This is a genomic window from Rhizobium sp. P44RR-XXIV (assembly GCF_001999485.2).
Classification (GTDB): Bacteria; Pseudomonadota; Alphaproteobacteria; order Rhizobiales; family Rhizobiaceae; genus Rhizobium.
In genome coordinates this window covers 15,283-30,852 of sequence record NZ_MPVZ02000020.1, presented here as the reverse complement: position 1 = coordinate 30,852, position 15,570 = coordinate 15,283, and the positions used below count along the sequence as shown (strand labels likewise).

12 protein-coding genes and 1 pseudogene are annotated in these 15,570 nt (G+C 59.4%); 5 read left to right on the top strand and 8 right to left on the bottom strand.

From position 1 onward, the window contains the following. Window positions 1-27 precede the first annotated feature (27 nt). Entirely contained in the window at window positions 28-522 is a 495-nt protein-coding gene (locus BSK43_RS00700) for an SOS response-associated peptidase (protein ID WP_068391121.1), read from the top strand. Here BSK43_RS00700 and dinB read toward each other — a convergent pair. Continuing rightward, entirely contained in the window at window positions 519-1,610 is a 1,092-nt protein-coding gene (gene dinB, locus BSK43_RS00695) for a DNA polymerase IV (protein WP_077472606.1), read from the bottom strand. The two genes, BSK43_RS00700 and dinB, sit on opposite strands and share 4 nt — an antisense overlap. Window positions 1,611-1,870: 260 nt before the next feature. On the opposite strand from dinB, the gene BSK43_RS00690 reads away from it, so the two are divergent. The 3 genes and pseudogenes from BSK43_RS00690 to BSK43_RS00680 all read left to right on the top strand — a co-directional run bounded on the left by BSK43_RS00690 (window position 1,871) and on the right by BSK43_RS00680 (window position 7,324). Next, window positions 1,871-2,629: an ImuA family protein gene (locus tag BSK43_RS00690; RefSeq protein WP_068391124.1), complete on the top strand. Its 759-nt coding sequence runs from the start codon at window positions 1,871-1,873 to the stop codon at window positions 2,627-2,629. Further along, window positions 2,550-4,061, top strand: a pseudogene (locus BSK43_RS00685) (DNA polymerase Y family protein). The gene BSK43_RS00690 and the pseudogene BSK43_RS00685 overlap by 80 nt, the downstream one beginning before the upstream one ends. Further along, window positions 4,061-7,324 (top strand): error-prone DNA polymerase, encoded by a 3,264-nt coding sequence (locus tag BSK43_RS00680; protein WP_077472567.1) that lies wholly within the window; start codon window positions 4,061-4,063, stop codon window positions 7,322-7,324. Before BSK43_RS00685 ends, BSK43_RS00680 begins: the two are co-directional and overlap by 1 nt. 112 nt (window positions 7,325-7,436) lie before the next feature. Here the strand turns inward: BSK43_RS00680 and BSK43_RS00675 are convergent, their stop codons facing one another. Genes BSK43_RS00675 through BSK43_RS00645 form a run of 7 tightly spaced genes read right to left on the bottom strand, consistent with a single transcriptional unit; the run spans window position 7,437 to window position 14,147 of the window. Then, the gene (locus tag BSK43_RS00675) at window positions 7,437-8,063 is read right to left on the bottom strand and encodes a hypothetical protein (protein WP_068391126.1); all 627 of its coding nucleotides are present in this window, start codon (window positions 8,061-8,063) and stop codon (window positions 7,437-7,439) included. Further along, window positions 8,056-8,748: a hypothetical protein gene (locus BSK43_RS00670; RefSeq protein ID WP_077472568.1), complete on the bottom strand. Its 693-nt coding sequence runs from the start codon at window positions 8,746-8,748 to the stop codon at window positions 8,056-8,058. Before BSK43_RS00670 ends, BSK43_RS00675 begins: the two co-directional genes overlap by 8 nt. 6 nt (window positions 8,749-8,754) lie before the next feature. Beyond that, entirely contained in the window at window positions 8,755-9,747 is a 993-nt protein-coding gene (locus BSK43_RS00665) for a sugar kinase (protein ID WP_068391130.1), read from the bottom strand. Continuing rightward, a complete protein-coding gene (locus BSK43_RS00660) occupies window positions 9,747-10,790 on the bottom strand; it encodes an ABC transporter ATP-binding protein (RefSeq protein ID WP_068391132.1) in 1,044 nt (347 codons plus the stop codon). Before BSK43_RS00660 ends, BSK43_RS00665 begins: the two co-directional genes overlap by 1 nt. A gap of 4 nt (window positions 10,791-10,794) precedes the next feature. After that, entirely contained in the window at window positions 10,795-11,637 is an 843-nt protein-coding gene (locus tag BSK43_RS00655; protein ID WP_068391134.1) for a carbohydrate ABC transporter permease, read from the bottom strand. Window position 11,638: 1 nt separating this feature from the next. Next, complete coding sequence (locus BSK43_RS00650) at window positions 11,639-12,586, bottom strand: sugar ABC transporter permease (protein ID WP_068391136.1); 948 nt, start codon at window positions 12,584-12,586, stop codon at window positions 11,639-11,641. 4 nt (window positions 12,587-12,590) lie between these two features. Beyond that, window positions 12,591-14,147: an extracellular solute-binding protein gene (locus BSK43_RS00645; protein ID WP_077472569.1), complete on the bottom strand. Its 1,557-nt coding sequence runs from the start codon at window positions 14,145-14,147 to the stop codon at window positions 12,591-12,593. Between the two features lie 389 nt (window positions 14,148-14,536). On the opposite strand from BSK43_RS00645, the gene BSK43_RS00640 reads away from it, so the two are divergent. Beyond that, window positions 14,537-15,526 carry a sugar-binding transcriptional regulator gene (locus BSK43_RS00640; protein WP_068391144.1) on the top strand — a complete coding sequence of 330 codons (990 nt, stop codon included), beginning with the start codon at window positions 14,537-14,539 and terminating at the stop codon, window positions 15,524-15,526. Window positions 15,527-15,570: the final 44 nt, after the last annotated feature.

Here is a 15,570-nt window from a genome sequence, read left to right as displayed (position 1 = left end):
CTGTGTTCCTGCTATGTTCTGCATACTATGAGCGCGAAGGTTTTCCAGTCCGACGCCCCGCTCGACGAGCGCCGCGTCATCATAAGACGCCATGACGGCGAAGTGGAGATGGTGGAACTGCCATGGGGGCTTCGTCCTCGCGATGGCGGTCCGCGCGCAGTGAATGTTGTTCGTTCGGAAGGCCGGACTTTTCCGACCCACCGATGCCTGGTGCCTGCTTCCGAGTTTTGCCATCGGAACTTCAGTTTCTCGCTCGCCGACGGCGACTGGTTCTATTTCGCGGGGATCTGGCGGCCCGCGGCCACGGATTGGCCTGAGGCCTACGCCATCCTGACGATTGAGGCAAACGCGGATATCGCGCCGCTCCACGACCGGCAGATGGCGGTCCTCTCCCGCGATCAGCGGATGGCTTGGCTCGACGCACTTGTGCCTGAGGACGAAATCCTGCGGCCCCCGCCGGCGGGGACATTTCGGGTCAGGCGCCATTCAACCCCTCCTGTTCAGACAATGCTCGCCGTCTAAAGCGCCAGCCGCAGCTGCGGTTCCGCGACAGGTACTCGCCGTTCCAGCGAAGACAGCGACACGCCAAGCAGACGTATCCCTTTTCGCGTCGGGAAGAGGGGCGCGAGAAGCAGGCCCACCACGTCCTCGAGATCGCCGATTGCCGGTAGTGCTGATGGAACTGTCTTGCTGCGGGTGATCTGGCTGAAGTCGGCATATTTGACCTTGAGGGTCACGGTCTTGGCGCCAATTTCATTGGCCTCGCAGTAGCTCCAAACCTTTTCGATCAGCGGCTGCAGTCCCTCGCGCGCCGGTTCGAAGGAATGGATGTCCTCAGCGAACGTGTCTTCAGCGCCGACCGATTTCCGCACCCGGTCCGGCTTGACCTGGCGATTGTCGATGCCGCGGGCGATCCCGTAGAAATACGGTCCCGACTTCCCGAAATGTTGCGTCAGAAAATCGAGCGTCTGCTCCTTGAGATCAGCGCCGGTCTCGATCCCAAGCCGATGGATCTTCTCAGTGGTCGCCGGCCCGACACCGTGGAATTTCTTGACGTGAAGCTTTTCGACGAAGGCGGGGCCGTTCTTCGGGGTGATGACGGCCTGGCCGTTCGGCTTGTTGAGGTCACTGGCCATCTTGGCCAGGAACTTGTTGTAGGAGATTCCCGCCGACGCGTTGAGCCCCGTCGCCGCCTTGATCCTCGCGCGGATTTCCGCGGCGATCTCCGTAGCGATTTCCATACGTTTGAGATTGTGCGTGACATCGAGATAGGCTTCGTCGAGCGAGAGTGGCTCGATCAGCGGCGTATACTCGGCGAAAATCGCGCGGATCTGCAGCGAGACGGCCTTGTAGACGTCGAATCGGGGCCTGACGAAGACCAGATCCGGGCATTTCCGCTGGGCGGTCACGGACGGCATGGCCGAATGAACGCCGAATTTTCGCGCTTCGTAGCTGGCGGCCGCCACCACACCGCGGGCGGCAGGACTACCGACGGCAACCGGCAATCCTCGCAGTTCGGGATTGTCGCGCTGCTCGACCGACGCGTAGAAGGCATCCATGTCGACATGGACGATCTTGCGCGGTCGATCGCTGCCTTCATCGTTCATCATGATCTGACTCTGCCATGCGGTTCATGACCCAGACATGGGACGTGCGCGCCGCATTTGTCGCCCTACGGCGCCAGCGAGCAATCCTGTGGGAAAATTCCCTTTTCTGCCATCGATTTGAATCCGTTCGCGGAATCACCGGATTCGCCTGGCCGCTCAACTTTCGCGGGCCGAGCGCACATTGACTCGTTTTCACTTTGAGAACAAATAAAGAACATAATCCTGTTTCTCAAGTCAAAACGGGTTGCCTTCAGAAGGAGATCATGACTTCAGCAGTCGCCTCAAAAGCAGTTCTCAACGAGTTGCGCGAGAAGATCGCTAACTTGGAAGGCTCCGGTCTGTGCCATCGAAGCGTTTTGCCGTTCGGAGTGGGCGAGATCGATGCGCAGCTACCGGGAGGTGGATTAGCTTATGGCGCGCTGCATGAGGTGGCTGGCGGCGGAAACGGGGCGATCGACGGGGCGGCCGCTGCACTCTTCGTCGGCGGCATCGCCGCTCGCACCACTGGCAAGGTGGTCTGGTGCCTGACGCGCTTTGACCTCTTCTTCCCGGCGTTCGCCCAGATCGGCCTTCACCCCGACCGTGTCATCTTCGTCGAGGGCGACAGGGAAGAGACGGTGCTCGCAAGCTTCGAAGAGGCTTTGCGCTACGGCGGCCTCGGCGCTGTCGTCGCCGAGCTAGTGCGCCTCCCGATGACGGCATCGCGCCGCCTGCAGCTTGCAGCGGAGAAGTCAGGGACATTGGGTTTGGTCGTCCGCCGATGGAGGCGGCCGACCGAGGCCTCCGACTTTGGCATGCCGACGGCTGCGGCGACCCGTTGGCGCATCTCGGTGCTGCCATCCGAACCGCTTGCCGTTCCCGGGATCGGGCGGGCGCGATGGCTGGCAGAGCTGATGCGGGTCAGGGCCGGCGAGGGAGGTGAATTCATCATCGGAGCATGTGATGGCCAGGGTCGTATCTGTCTTTCTTCCGACGCTGCCGACCGACCGGATCAGGCGGGCCGATCCCGCGCTTTGCGTTGAAACGCCCCTGGTGGTGATCGCCAGGAGCGGTTCGAAGCGTTGGATTGCGGCGGCCGATCAGGCGGCGACAAAACTCGGCCTTCGCGTCGGCATGGCGGCGGCGAAGGCGCAGGCGCTGGTGCAGCGCCTGATCATGATCGATGCGGATCCGGCGGCGGACCTTCAAGCGCTGGAGCGGCTCACGCTCTGGGCCTTGTCGCAATATTCGCCCGTCGTTGCCATGGATTCTCCCGATGGCATCGTCATGGACACGGAAGGTGCCGACCATCTTCAGGGCGGCGAGGAACTGATGCTGTCGGGTCTCGTCAATCGCTTGCGCGGTCGAGGTCTCGCCGCCCGTGCGGCGATCGCCGACACATGGGGTGCCGCGCATGCGCTCGCCCGGACCAGCAGCCGGGAGACGGTCATCGTCGCGCGCGGCGAGACCGACAAGGCCGTGAACCGGTTGCCTCTCGTCGCTGCGGCTGTCGCCCGAGACCGTAGCAAGCTCTCGGACCCTCGGCTTCGCCACCGTCGGCGATCTCGCCGGCACCCCACGGGCGCCGCTGACCCTGCGCTTCGGCCCCGAGCTCGGACGGCGTCTCGACCAGATGTTCGGACGTGTCGCCGAACCCATTGATCCGATCCGCCCGGCGGAACTTGTCGAGGTCCAAAAATCCTTCGCCGAACCGATCGGAGCACCGGAGACGATCGAGAAATACGTCACCCGCCTCGTGCGCCAGCTCTGTCAGGAGCTCGAAAAGCGTGGCCTGGGCGTCCGCCGTGCCGACCTCATCATCCACCGCGTCGATAACACGATGCAGGCGCTTCGGGCTGGCACGGCCAAACCCGTCCGCGACATTGCCTGGCTGACAAAACTGTTCCGCGATCGCATCGAAAGGATCGAGCCCGGTTTCGGCATCGAGAAGCTCAGCCTGGCCGCGATCATCGCCGAACCGCTGATCGAAGCACAGTCGGCCTCACCGCTTGTTGATGAGCAGATCACCGACGTGACGCCGCTCATTGATGTCCTCGGCAATCGCGGTGGCCAGCGGATTTTCCGTGTCGCGCCGGTCGCAAGCGATGTCCCGGAACGCTGCGTCAGCGCATCGCCCCCACGGCCGAAGAGGACGGCGCCACGTGGCCGATGCATTGGCTGAGGCCGCCCCGGCTTCTGGCGCGTTCCGAACTGATCGAAGTGATTGCCCTGCTCCCGGATCATCCGCCGGTCTCATTTATCTGGCGCGGCAAGCGGCGCCGGGTGAAGCGTGCCGACGGTCCCGAGCGGATCTTTGGCGAATGGTGGAAACGCAGTGCCGAATGGATCGCGGTGCGCGATTACTTCGTCGTCGAGGATGACGCCGGCGAGCGCTTCTGGATTTTTCGATCCGGTGATGGCGTCGATGCGGAAACCGGATCGCACAAATGGTTCCTGCATGGAGTGTTTGCGTGATGCGCTACGCCGAGCTTCAGGTCACCACGCATTTCTCGTTCCTCCGCGGCGCGAGCTCGGCCGAGGAACTGTTTGCGACCGCAAAACGCATGGGCATCGAAGCGCTTGGCGTCGTCGACCGCAACAGCCTCGCCGGCATCGTCCGGGCGCTCGAGGCCTCGCGCACCACGGGCCTGCGGCTCGTCGTCGGCTGCCGCCTCGATTTGTCCGACGGCATGTCGATCCTCGTCTATCCGACCGACCGCGCCGCCTATTCCCGGCTGACGCGGCTGCTGACCTTGGGCAAGGGCCGGGGAGGCAAAGCAAAGTGCATCCTGCATCTCGATGACGTGGCGCTCTATGCCGACGGACTGATCGGCGTCCTGGTGCCGGACATGCCGGATGACGCCTGCGCTGTGCAGCTCAGGAAAATGGCCGGCGTCTTCGGTGACCGCGCCTATGTCTCGCTCTGCCTGCGTCGGCGCCCGAATGATCAGTTGCGGCTACACCAGCTCTCGAACCTTGCGGTGAAGCACGGGGTGAAGACGGTCGTCACCAATGATGTGCTGTTTCATGAACCCGGCCGCCGGCAGCTGCAGGATGTCGTCACCTGCATTCGGACCAGGAAGACGATCGATGATGTCGGCTTCGAGCGCGAGCGGCACGCCGATCGTTATCTGAAGCCGCCGGAAGAAATGGCTCGTCTCTTTCCCCGGTACCCGGAAGCGCTGGCGCGCACGGAGGAGATTGTTGACCGGTGCAGGTTCTCGCTCGAAGAGTTGGTTTATCAATACCCGGAGGAGGCGCTGATCCCGGGCATGACCGCCCAAGAGTCGCTCGAGCACTGCACCTGGGAGGGCGTCAAGACACGTTATCCCGAGGGCCTGCCTGACCATGTCGAGAAGACCATTCGGCATGAACTCGCTCTGATCGAGACGATGCGCTACGCGCCTTATTTCCTGACCGTCTTCTCGATCGTCCGGTATGCCCGATCGCAGGGCATTCTCTGCCAGGGCAGGGGGTCGGCCGCCAATTCCGCCGTCTGCTATGTGCTCGGCGTCACCTCGATCGACCCCGACACCAATGATCTCCTGTTTGAGCGGTTTGTCTCCCAGGAGCGCGACGAGCCGCCCGATATCGATGTCGATTTCGAGCACGAACGGCGCGAGGAGGTCATCCAGTGGATCTACAAGACCTATGGCCATGACAAGGCCGCGCTCTGCTCGACCGTCACGCGCTATCGCGCCAAGGGCGCTATTCGCGATGTCGGCAAGGCGCTCGGTTTGCCGGAGGATCTGATCAAGGCGCTATCATCAGGCATCTGGTCCTGGTCGGAGGAGGTGAGCGAGCGGCACGTGCGCGACCTCGGTCTCAATCCGGAGGACAGACGTCTCGCCTTGGCCTTGCGACTTGCCCAGCAGTTGATGGGCGCACCGCGCCATCTGGGTCAGCATCCCGGCGGCTTCGTGCTCACCCATGACCGGCTCGACGACCTGGTGCCGATAGAGCCGGCGACCATGGCCGACCGGCAGGTGATCGAATGGGACAAGGACGACATCGAGGCGCTGAAATTCATGAAAGTCGATGTGCTGGCCCTCGGCATGCTGACCTGCATGGCCAAGGCGTTTGCCCTGATCCGCGAGGACAAACATGAGCATCTCGACCTTGCGACGATCCCGCAGGAGGATCCGGCGACCTACGCGATGATCCGCAAGGCGGATACGCTCGGCACCTTCCAAATCGAAAGCCGCGCCCAGATGTCCATGCTGCCACGCATGAAGCCGAGGACCTTCTACGATCTCGTCATCCAGGTGGCGATCGTCCGCCCCGGGCCGATCCAGGGCGACATGGTGCATCCATATCTGCGCCGGCGCGAGGGCAAGGAGAAGGTCGAGTACCCGACACCCGAACTGGAGGCGGTCCTCCACAAGACACTGGGAGTGCCCCTGTTTCAGGAGTCGGCAATGAAGGTGGCGATGGTCTGTGCGGGGTTCACGGGCGGCGAGGCCGACCAACTGCGGAAATCCATGGCGACCTTCAAGTTCACGGGTGGCGTTTCGCGCTTCAAGGACAAGCTCGTCTCCGGAATGGTCCGGAACGGCTATACGCCAGAATTCGCCGAGAAGACATTCAGCCAGCTCGAAGGCTTCGGCTCCTACGGCTTTCCTGAAAGCCACGCCGCCTCTTTCGCGCTGATCGCCTACGCCTCCAACTATGTGAAATGCCATTTTCCGGACGTCTTCTGTGCGGCGCTTCTGAATTCGCAGCCGATGGGCTTTTATGCCCCTGCGCAGATCGTCGCCGATGCCAGGAAGCACGGCGTCGAGGTCCGTCCCGTCTGCATCAACCGCTCGCGCTGGGACTGCACGCTGGAGCAGATCGAAGGCACCGACCGGCATGCGGTGCGGCTCGGCATGCGTCTGGTGCGCGGGTTGGCGACCGCCGACGCGGCGCGGATCGCCACCGCGCGCGCCGACGAGCCCTTCGCATCCGTCGACGACATGTGGCGTCGATCCGGCGTTCCGGTCGCCTCACTCTTAGAGCTTGCCGAAGCCGATTCCTTCCTGCCGTCTCTCTGTCTCGAGCGACGCGATGCGCTCTGGGCAATCAAGGCGCTCCGCGACGAGCCGCTGCCTCTGTTTACCGCCGCGGCGGAACGGGAGGCGCGGGCGATCGCTGAGCAGCAGGAGCCGGAAGTCGAGTTGCGGCAGATGACTGAGGGCCACAATGTCGTTGAGGATTACGGTCATACCGGCCTGACACTCCGGCAGCACCCCTTGAGTTTACTGCGGGGCGACCTCGCCAAGCGTCAGATCGTAACCTGTGCCGAAGCGATGACGGCGCGTGACGGGCAATGGCTGATGGCCGCCGGCCTGGTGTTGGTGCGTCAGCGACCAGGCTCTGCGAAGGGCGTGATGTTCATCACTATCGAGGACGAGTCCGGTGTGGCCAACGTCGTCGTCTGGCCAAAGCTCTTCGAGCGGTCGCGCAGGGTGGTGCTCGGCGCCAGCATGATGGCGATCAATGGCAGGATCCAGCGGGAAGGGGAGGTGGTGCACCTGGTCGCCCAGCAACTCTTCGATCTCTCGACCGACCTGTCGAGCCTTGCCGAGCGCGACGGCTCATTCCGGCCGCCGACGGGCCGGGGTGACGAGTTCGCCCATGGCTCTCCGGGAAGTCCGGATTCGCGCGAGCGGCCGGTTCCCGGTGTGCGGGCGCGGGATATGTTCGTGCCGGATCTTCATATCAATACGCTGAAGGTCAAAAGCCGGAATTTTCAGTGATCCGGAGGCGGCGACGGAGTTTGCCCGTCTTTCCCTGCAATTGTTATGTAATGCTGCCCCGCAGTGAAGCCGGCGTCAACTGATTTCAAACCGAAGCAAAGCTTCCGTCGTTTCACCTATCGGAATTGTAAACAGTCTCGTTCAGTACCTCGTCGCGTGCAGAACGAGTGCGAGCGCCGAAACTACCAGGCATCCACCAGTTGGGTTCGTTGCCGAGCAGCAACTGGAAAAAGCCTGCGGCATAATCCGAATCTTCGCGGGCATTCTCCCGGAATGACCACCAGCTTCGTAGATCATCGACGATCTGGCTGACATGAACATCTCTGTGAAATTCCTGACCCATCGTGGCAGCATAGACCGTCAGACAAAACGTCGTCGCGACATATCCTTCTGGCCAGAACGCTTCCGGTGATATCGGATCAACGTTGGCAGGAGGGCGCGTCGCCTTTACGGGCATGTCCGCGACCAACTCGCGCAGTACGAGAGACGGCACAAACTCAAAAAATTCACGTCGTTCCGTGCTCTCCTTCGGCTTCTGACGATCGATACTATCAAGCCAGCGAACAAAGGCTCCCGCGAGCTTGACGTCATCGATCGAGAAGGCGCAAGCCATTGTTTCGCCGCAGAACACCGCGTGTGCATGAAACGCTTCCTTGAACCAACGAAATTGCCTGACCGCTATCCTTAGCGGCTTGTTAGTCCGGGGTAGATTGTGCACCGATCGCGACAAATCAAACATGGCTGGCGCACCGTTCAAAAAGCGCGGCCAACGCGGACGCATCGCGTTTCTGATAAGAATCCATGATCTTCTCTCGAAGGGCGACCGCTATGTCCGTTGCGGCGAAGATCATCGCTTCTCTATCAGCATCATCCTGTTCCGCTGATAGTGAAAGCATCCCGGCGAAAACCGCGACGACAATTAGCTCCGGGCGTGTCACGAGTGATCGGTTGTCTATTTGATCAATTGTGATTGAGCCTTCATCCGCAAGGAGCACCGTTAATTGTGCTGCAAGGTGGTAGACGTCATGGGACGCAGCCATTCGGCCAAAGGCCCTTAGAGCCGCGCTTTGATTGATAAGCGTTCTTCTAGCGCCGAGACGGCCCAATACAATCTTCGTTGTCTCATAGAAAGCGATCGAAAACTCGTATTGCGGCCGCGCAGAAGCAATAACATCGCTGAAGCTTTTGATTTCTGCTGAATCGTCGACCACTGAATGCGCTAACTTGCACGCGATTTGATCAACGTTGCGCGCGAACACTTCGATCTCGCCAAGAGCGGAAAGGGCGATCTCCGATGCCGGTGCCGGGAGTCGCCGTGGGGCTGTCTCCTTTACTGTGTCACGCCCCTTTCTGAGCGTATAACGCAGCGATCGGAGTACATCTTTCAAACGCGTCGTCGTTTGTGGAGCGAAATCGGGCGACATACCAACCTACCTCAGTGCACCTGTCAGAGCCGCTACATCATACTGCAATTGACGCCTCGGTGTAGCCTTAATGAATGCATGAGTCGCATCGTAATTGGCCACGCCAGCCTGGCTTCCCAAGCCGGTGGCGTTCAACGCGGAGGACGCTTGGCCGAGTTCGACTGCATCCTGAGGCGACAATCCTTTTGCCAGGCCGCTCGCGAACCCGCCATTGAAGCAGTCACCGCACCCGCATGTGCACTTCACATCGACTTGAAATGCCGGCGAGTGAAACTCTAGGCCCGATTCGTCATGGTAGTAGGCGCCCTCTGCTCCCAACGTCAGAATCACACATTTCGCCCCTCTGCCAAGCAGGAAATCCGCAAGATCTTTGTTGTGGGTCAACCCCGAAAGCGCCTGAGCTTCTTCTTCAGAGGGAAGAAAGTAGTCCGTGTAGGGCAGAAGAGCTTCGACTTTGGGGAGATCGGCGGATGTCGAAGCGAAGACGTCGAGCGTCGTAATGACGCCGCGCCGACGCGCTTCAGCCATGATTTCTGCAGTACGACCACAGTCATCCATCCGGTTCATCAGACCGACACCGCCGACATGCAGGATTTTAGTGTCAAGAACGCGATCAATTTCGGAATCCGACACGAAGAATGCATCGGTGGCACCGCGCTTGTGGAGTGCCGGCCGCTGGCCGTTCGGTCGAGTCGTCACGATTGAGCAGGACGTTGAGTAGCCCTCGTAGCGTCGCATCATCGTGGTGTCTACGTCGAACGACTGGAGCTTCATCCGGACCCAATCGCCCATGTCATCATAACCAACTCCGCCGACCGCCTGCACTTTAAGGCCGTATTTGGCGGCCACAATGGCGGCGGAACCTGCCGCGCCGGATACGGCCAGGGTAAAGTCTTCCACGAACAGAGTCTGCCCAGCCGGCGGGATTTCCGTAACCGGTCGGCAAAGAGCGTCGAAAGTGTAAAAGCCGACACAACTGAAATCAAAGGTCGCCGACATCACTGAGCTCCGATCCTGTTGCCGTCACCGTCGAAATAGTAGAGCCGACCAGGATCAAATCCGATCGATACGCTGGAATCAATCTTCGCGCGGAAATCTCGGCCGGCTTTGATTTCGAAGGTCTTCTCTGGAGTACGGACCGACAGGTAAGTGATATCGCCGGTCGGCTCTACGCCGTAGACCGTGCCTTGGAGATTCTCGCCGCCGACCACGCAATCCTCCGGCCGAAAACCGAGCGTGACCTGACCGGACAGCTCGGCAGGGCAGGCGACCTTCACGCCAGGAGCCGAGAAGACTCCACCTTGCGCCACCCCCGATACCAAATTCATCGGGGGCGATCCGATGAATCCCGCGACGAAGGTATTCGCCGGATTCGAATAGATCTCATCGGGGGTTCCGATCTGCTGGATTATCCCTTTGTTCATGATGACGATCCGATCAGCAAGCGTCATTGCCTCGATCTGGTCGTGTGTCACATAAACCGTGGTTACCTTCAGGTCGCGCTGCATGTGCTTGATCTGGACGCGCATGCTGGCGCGCAGCTTTGCATCGAGGTTCGAAAGCGGCTCGTCCATGAGGAAGACTTGCGGCTGACGAACAATGGCACGGGCGAGCGCAGCGCGCTGTCTCTGGCCACCGGAAAGCGCGCCAGGCTTGCGTTCTAGGAAAGGTCCGAGCTCGACCATGTCGGCGGCGCGACGAACGAGGCTGTCATGTTTGTCCCTGGGGATGCGCCTCATTCTCAGAGGAAACCGAATGTTCTCGTAGATCGACATGTTCGGGTACAAGGCATAGCCCTGAAAGACCATGGCAACGTCGCGATCTCGTGCATCGACTTCGTTCATGACGTTGCCGCCGATGCGGATCTCACCCCCTGTCGGTTGTTCCAGACCAGCAATCATGCGCATGGTCGTGGTTTTGCCGCAGCCGGATGGTCCCAAAAGGACAAGAAACTCCTCATCGGCGATATCGAGGGTTACGTCTTGGACACCAAAGAAGGAGCCAAAGCTCTTCACGACGTTCTTGAGTTCAATCGAGGCCATGGAATTATCCTTTCACAGCGCCCATCGTGAGTCCGCGCGAGAGATGCTTCTGGATCAGGACGACGAGGATCAGGATCGGAGCGAATGCGAGGAACGAGACGAGTGCGATAGCGTTGTAGATCACCCCGTCTGAGCCGCCGGTGAAATTGGCGAGAGCGACGGACATCGTATAGGCCTTCGAGGTCGATGCGATGAGGAGGGTGAAGAGGAATTCGTTAATTGCGAAGATGGCGGCGATCACCGCTGCCGTTATTATGCCAGGAAGGCACGCCGGGATCATTATTTCCCAAAGAATGGTTAGATCCCCCGCGCCGTCAGTGCGGGCAGCGTCTTCCAGTTCCTTTGGAATATCCAGCATGTAGCTGCGAATAATCCATGTGACGAGGCTCAGATTGATGGCCGCGTAAATGAGCATCAGCGCCCAGACGGAATCCAGCAGACCCATATTCTTGAAGAGGAAGAAGATCGGCACTGCGACAATGGCCGGCGCCATCATCCGCGTCGACAGGATATAAAAACCGATGTCCTCCCGACCGCGGAACTCATAGCGAGCCAAAGCGAAGGCTGCGGGGATCGCCAGAATCAGGTCAATAACGACAGAGCCCGCGACCGCAACAACCGAATTTCGCAGATAAGAAGCTATGGGCCAGTCGCTGACGAGCAGGCGCCAGGCGTCCAAGCTCCAGGTGGGCCAGTAAATGGGCCTTGGTACAATGATTTCCGTTCTTGGCCTGAAGCCGATCGTCAGGAACCAGATGATTGGTACGAGACAAACGAGCGCCCATGCGACAAGTATGATGTAGCGAAGAATAAGGCTTTCACCGCCGCTTTTTCGAATGCTAGCCATCTCATGATTTCCCAGATTTGAATGCGCGCTTAACGACAGTTTGAGCGATTACGATCGTGAAGATCAGCATCAGCACAGATGCCGCGGAGGCGTATCCGAAATTGAACATCCTGAAGCCTTGGCGATAGATGAAGTAGCTCATCGTCTCCGTCGCGCCGCCTGGTGTGCCTTGGGTCATGATGTAGACGTTTGTGAACATCGTTGTGATGTCGATGCCGCGCAACGTTACGGCGACGACGATGATAGGCCTCATCATCGGCAGTGAGATGTTCCAAAAAATTGCACCCCAGCTGGCCCCGTCCAATCGAGCCGCTTCCTCGATTTCCTCGTCCTGCCCCTGAAGAGCGCCGACGAAGATGATGAAAAGAAAGGGCGTCCACTGCCACACGTCCGCGACGATCAGTGTAAGTCTGGCGAGCCAGACGGACGCAAGCCAGTCGACATTGTTGGAAACCAATCCAATCGACATGAGGATGTCGGAGATTACCCGGCCGTCGTTAAACGCCAGCTTCCAGATGAATGCCACCGCCGAGGGCATAAAGAGCATCGGCATCAGGAAAACGATGCGCCAGCCGCGGACAAGGGGGTCGCGGTAACAGAAGAAAGCTACGGTCATCGCGATCACGGACTGCAGGGTCAGGGAGATCCCGCCTATGATGGCGGTATTTCCCAACGCCGCCCAAAATTCGCGATCTTGGATGATCCTCGTGTAGTTGCCGAGCCCAACCCAAGACCAGTTCACGAACTTGACGACAAAGAGGCTTTGGTACATCGCGAACAGACCTGGATACAGGGTGATCGCGAGCAGGTAGGCTACAGCAGGTCCAACCAAGAGGTACGGGAAGACCTTCCGCGCCGTAGCCGAGCGGGGGCGAGGTCTTGCGGGTACCTTTACGGTGGAGGCGGCAAACGCCGCCTCCGTTTCAAGTCTTTGAGTCGAATGGGTCATGATCTTAGAAAGGCAGCGCCTTGCCTTTGCCTACATAGAGTCCTGGCTCCGCGTCCGCGTAAGCGATGGGAGCGTTTCCACCGGAGAAGCCATTCTTCTCCAAGATACTCTTCCAGGCCTTTTGCCCGTTCTCGAGGGCTTCCTTGGATGAAATCTGACCGGTGACCGCCCGGTTGATTTCATTGCCGAGCGCCTGCTCCATTTCGAACATCCCAGGAATACGGGGCGCGCACCATGCGTGCTCCAGGCTGTCCGCCCAGACCTTCATGGGTTGGCTGACCGCCCGGAGACGTTCGTTTGCGAGAACCGAGCGGTAGCCTGGGGCAACGCCGTTCGCATTCGCTTCGTTCATCGCCATGATAGACGAAGTCGTGAGGAAGGCGAGCATAAGGAACGCGCCCTCGGGGTTTTGCGACGTGGCTGCAACGCAGGAAGTCGACCCGGCAATGTTCGGCGGGGCGAATACACCCCCCGAGATTCGCGGTTCGTAGATCGTCACGAAATCGTCGACGATCTTCGACTGATCAGGCCGCATGGCTTGCGTGCCGCTGTCCTGCCAACTGATGTTTGCTGCGACCTGGCCACCAAGCCAAGCGGCGCGGTTTTCACCCCACCCTGCACCGGAAACACCTTCGATGGCATTTTTCTGAAGAGCCATGATGATATCCATGGCCTTCATTCCGGCATCACTGGTGAGTTGCGGATTCCATTGGCTGTCGAACAGTGAAAGGCCGGCTTGTGCCGCGATATGTTCCCAGGTGTAAGTTGCCCAGAAACCACGGGCTGCCATCAAGCCGACGCCGGCTACGCCGCCACCGAGCTTGTTGGCCTCACCAGTGATACGAATGAGTTCTTCATAAGTCGGCACCGATTGAGCTCGATCAATCGGTCCGCCGAGAATCTTCTCCATGATCGACTTGCGCAGATGCACCATCTGGACGTCGCAGTCGAACGGGATACCGACGAGCTTACCGCCGACATAGCCGTAGTTCAGACGATAAGTGTCATAGAAATCGTCGAGCGGCAGCTTCCACTTTTCCGCATACTCGCTGAGATCGGCAAGGAAGCCAGGGCCTGCAAAGTCGCCGAGCCAGGGCGAGAAGAACTGCAAGGCATCGAAGGACGCGTTGCCGGATATGAATTCCGAAACCGCCTTGTCATAGAAGCTGTCGTCGGGGATTGGAACAAGTTCGACCTTGATGCCCGACAGCTGTTCAAAGGGTTTAAGTCCCTCGGCCGCAGACTCTTGGTCAGCGGCGCCCACGGCAAATCGGACTGTCTTTCCGGTCTGCTCCGAGCGAATCTTTTCCCAGTCTACCGTGCGAATCCAGTCCTTCGCCGGATCCCACAGCGGATCATCAGACATTTTGTAGAGCTTGCGGTAGTCCTCGCGGACATAGTCTTTAACGGAAATTTTGTCCAAAACGGATTGGACATCAGGTAGACCCGATTGCGCAAACGCGGGCAGCTTGAGCGCTGAGGCTGCGCCTGCGGCGAGCCCGAAAGCTGCGGTATGTCTCAGAAATCCGCGGCGCGATACGCCCGAACTTAAAACTGTCATGTTGTACTCCTCCCAGTCCGAATAAATCAGTTGAATGCCAATGGAGGCAAGTAGGTTTGGCGCGGCCTCCACTCCGCTCCATTAGCCCTTGCCCTGCCGGAAGGCGAGAACAATTGCTACTAAAAAATACATTGTGTTCATATTTGGCGACTGTCAACCATTTTTTTGGCTGATGTTTCTCGCGAACGTAGAACATCGTCTACATTTAAAATACCTTTGTGCACTGCAGCGCTCGTCCGGAGAGCGATTGAAGCCGATCTATCCAGTGCGTGATAAATCTTGTACAGGACAACAAACTCACAACTCGGCGCGTGGCGGTCCGTCGTGGAAAAGGTTGGATCCGGCATCGCGCTATCCGCACCAAGTTCATAGATCCGGAAGGAAGCTAAATGCAGACCACGTCTCCACTTGCCATCGTCCAAAGCGAGTCTGAAAGGCTGCGGGCGCGAGTGGCGTGGCTCTATCATATTGAGAATTACACGCAGAACGACATTGCTGCTCAGCTGGGCATCAACCGCGTCATGGTCGTCAGGCTTCTTGCGGAAGCTCGTCGCCGCAACGAGGTCCGGGTCACGATATCTTCGGCGCTTTCTGATATGATCGCTCTTGAAAGAGAGCTGGAGACTACCTTTGGAATAAAGCAGGTGATTGTCGCGCCCTTCGCTGATGCTGAGGGTGATCCGACGAAGGTGATTGCGGCGGCAGCCGGAACGCTAATCACGGGCATGATGCATTCCGGCATGATCGTCGGCGTGGGTTGGGGGCGCACTCTGTACAACACATTGCCATTTATTGCCGGCGCCGCTCTTGATGACTTCCGCGTCGTCTCCCTGCTCGGCGGCATTTCTGCTGCCCGTCGCTTCAATCCCGCTGAGTTTGCCTGGCAGTTCGCAGAGCTGTTTAAGGGCGAGGGCTTCCTCGTTACGGCGCCAGCTGTGGTTGACAGCCCAGAGACAAAGCATGCGTTGCTGGAAAGGTGCGGCCTTGCCGCCATCTTTGAGATGGCGGATAAGCTCGACGTCGCGCTTCTCTCGGTCGGGGGCATTTCTGCTCTGACCACAAGTTATCGAACCGGATATCTCAGTGAAGCGGATCGCCGCTCTTTGATAGACGCCGGTGCGGTCGGAGACGTTCTGTACAACTTCATTGACAAAGACGGGAATGTCATTGACCACGAGGTCAACGCTCGGGTTATCTCAGTGAATCTCGAGCGACTGCGGCGCACCCCTGAGCGTATCCTGATCTCGGGAGGACCGGAAAAGCTGGAGGCGCTTCGCGCGTCTCTCATTACGATCAAGCCGACCACTTTTGTGACCGACGAACAGACCGCCGGCGCGTTACTCGGTTCAACGGCTGACGCGCCTAGCGCTACACGCTAGTTTTGGTCGGTGCATTAATAACTGGCCCAGCCCCGCGCCTTTCG

Bases quoted from the DNA above. Each gene is read 5' to 3' on its own strand.
- BSK43_RS00700 (WP_068391121.1), top strand. From the start codon at position 28: ATGAGCGCGAAGGTTTTCCAGTCCGACGCCCCGCTCGACGAGCGCCGC.
- dinB (WP_077472606.1), bottom strand. From the start codon at position 1,610: ATGATGAACGATGAAGGCAGCGATCGACCGCGCAAGATCGTCCATGTC.
- BSK43_RS00690 (WP_068391124.1), top strand. From the start codon at position 1,871: ATGACTTCAGCAGTCGCCTCAAAAGCAGTTCTCAACGAGTTGCGCGAG.
- BSK43_RS00680 (WP_077472567.1), top strand. From the start codon at position 4,061: ATGCGCTACGCCGAGCTTCAGGTCACCACGCATTTCTCGTTCCTCCGC.
- BSK43_RS00675 (WP_068391126.1), bottom strand. From the start codon at position 8,063: ATGTTTGATTTGTCGCGATCGGTGCACAATCTACCCCGGACTAACAAG.
- BSK43_RS00670 (WP_077472568.1), bottom strand. From the start codon at position 8,748: ATGTCGCCCGATTTCGCTCCACAAACGACGACGCGTTTGAAAGATGTA.
- BSK43_RS00665 (WP_068391130.1), bottom strand. From the start codon at position 9,747: ATGTCGGCGACCTTTGATTTCAGTTGTGTCGGCTTTTACACTTTCGAC.
- BSK43_RS00660 (WP_068391132.1), bottom strand. From the start codon at position 10,790: ATGGCCTCGATTGAACTCAAGAACGTCGTGAAGAGCTTTGGCTCCTTC.
- BSK43_RS00655 (WP_068391134.1), bottom strand. From the start codon at position 11,637: ATGGCTAGCATTCGAAAAAGCGGCGGTGAAAGCCTTATTCTTCGCTAC.
- BSK43_RS00650 (WP_068391136.1), bottom strand. From the start codon at position 12,586: ATGACCCATTCGACTCAAAGACTTGAAACGGAGGCGGCGTTTGCCGCC.
- BSK43_RS00645 (WP_077472569.1), bottom strand. From the start codon at position 14,147: ATGACAGTTTTAAGTTCGGGCGTATCGCGCCGCGGATTTCTGAGACAT.
- BSK43_RS00640 (WP_068391144.1), top strand. From the start codon at position 14,537: ATGCAGACCACGTCTCCACTTGCCATCGTCCAAAGCGAGTCTGAAAGG.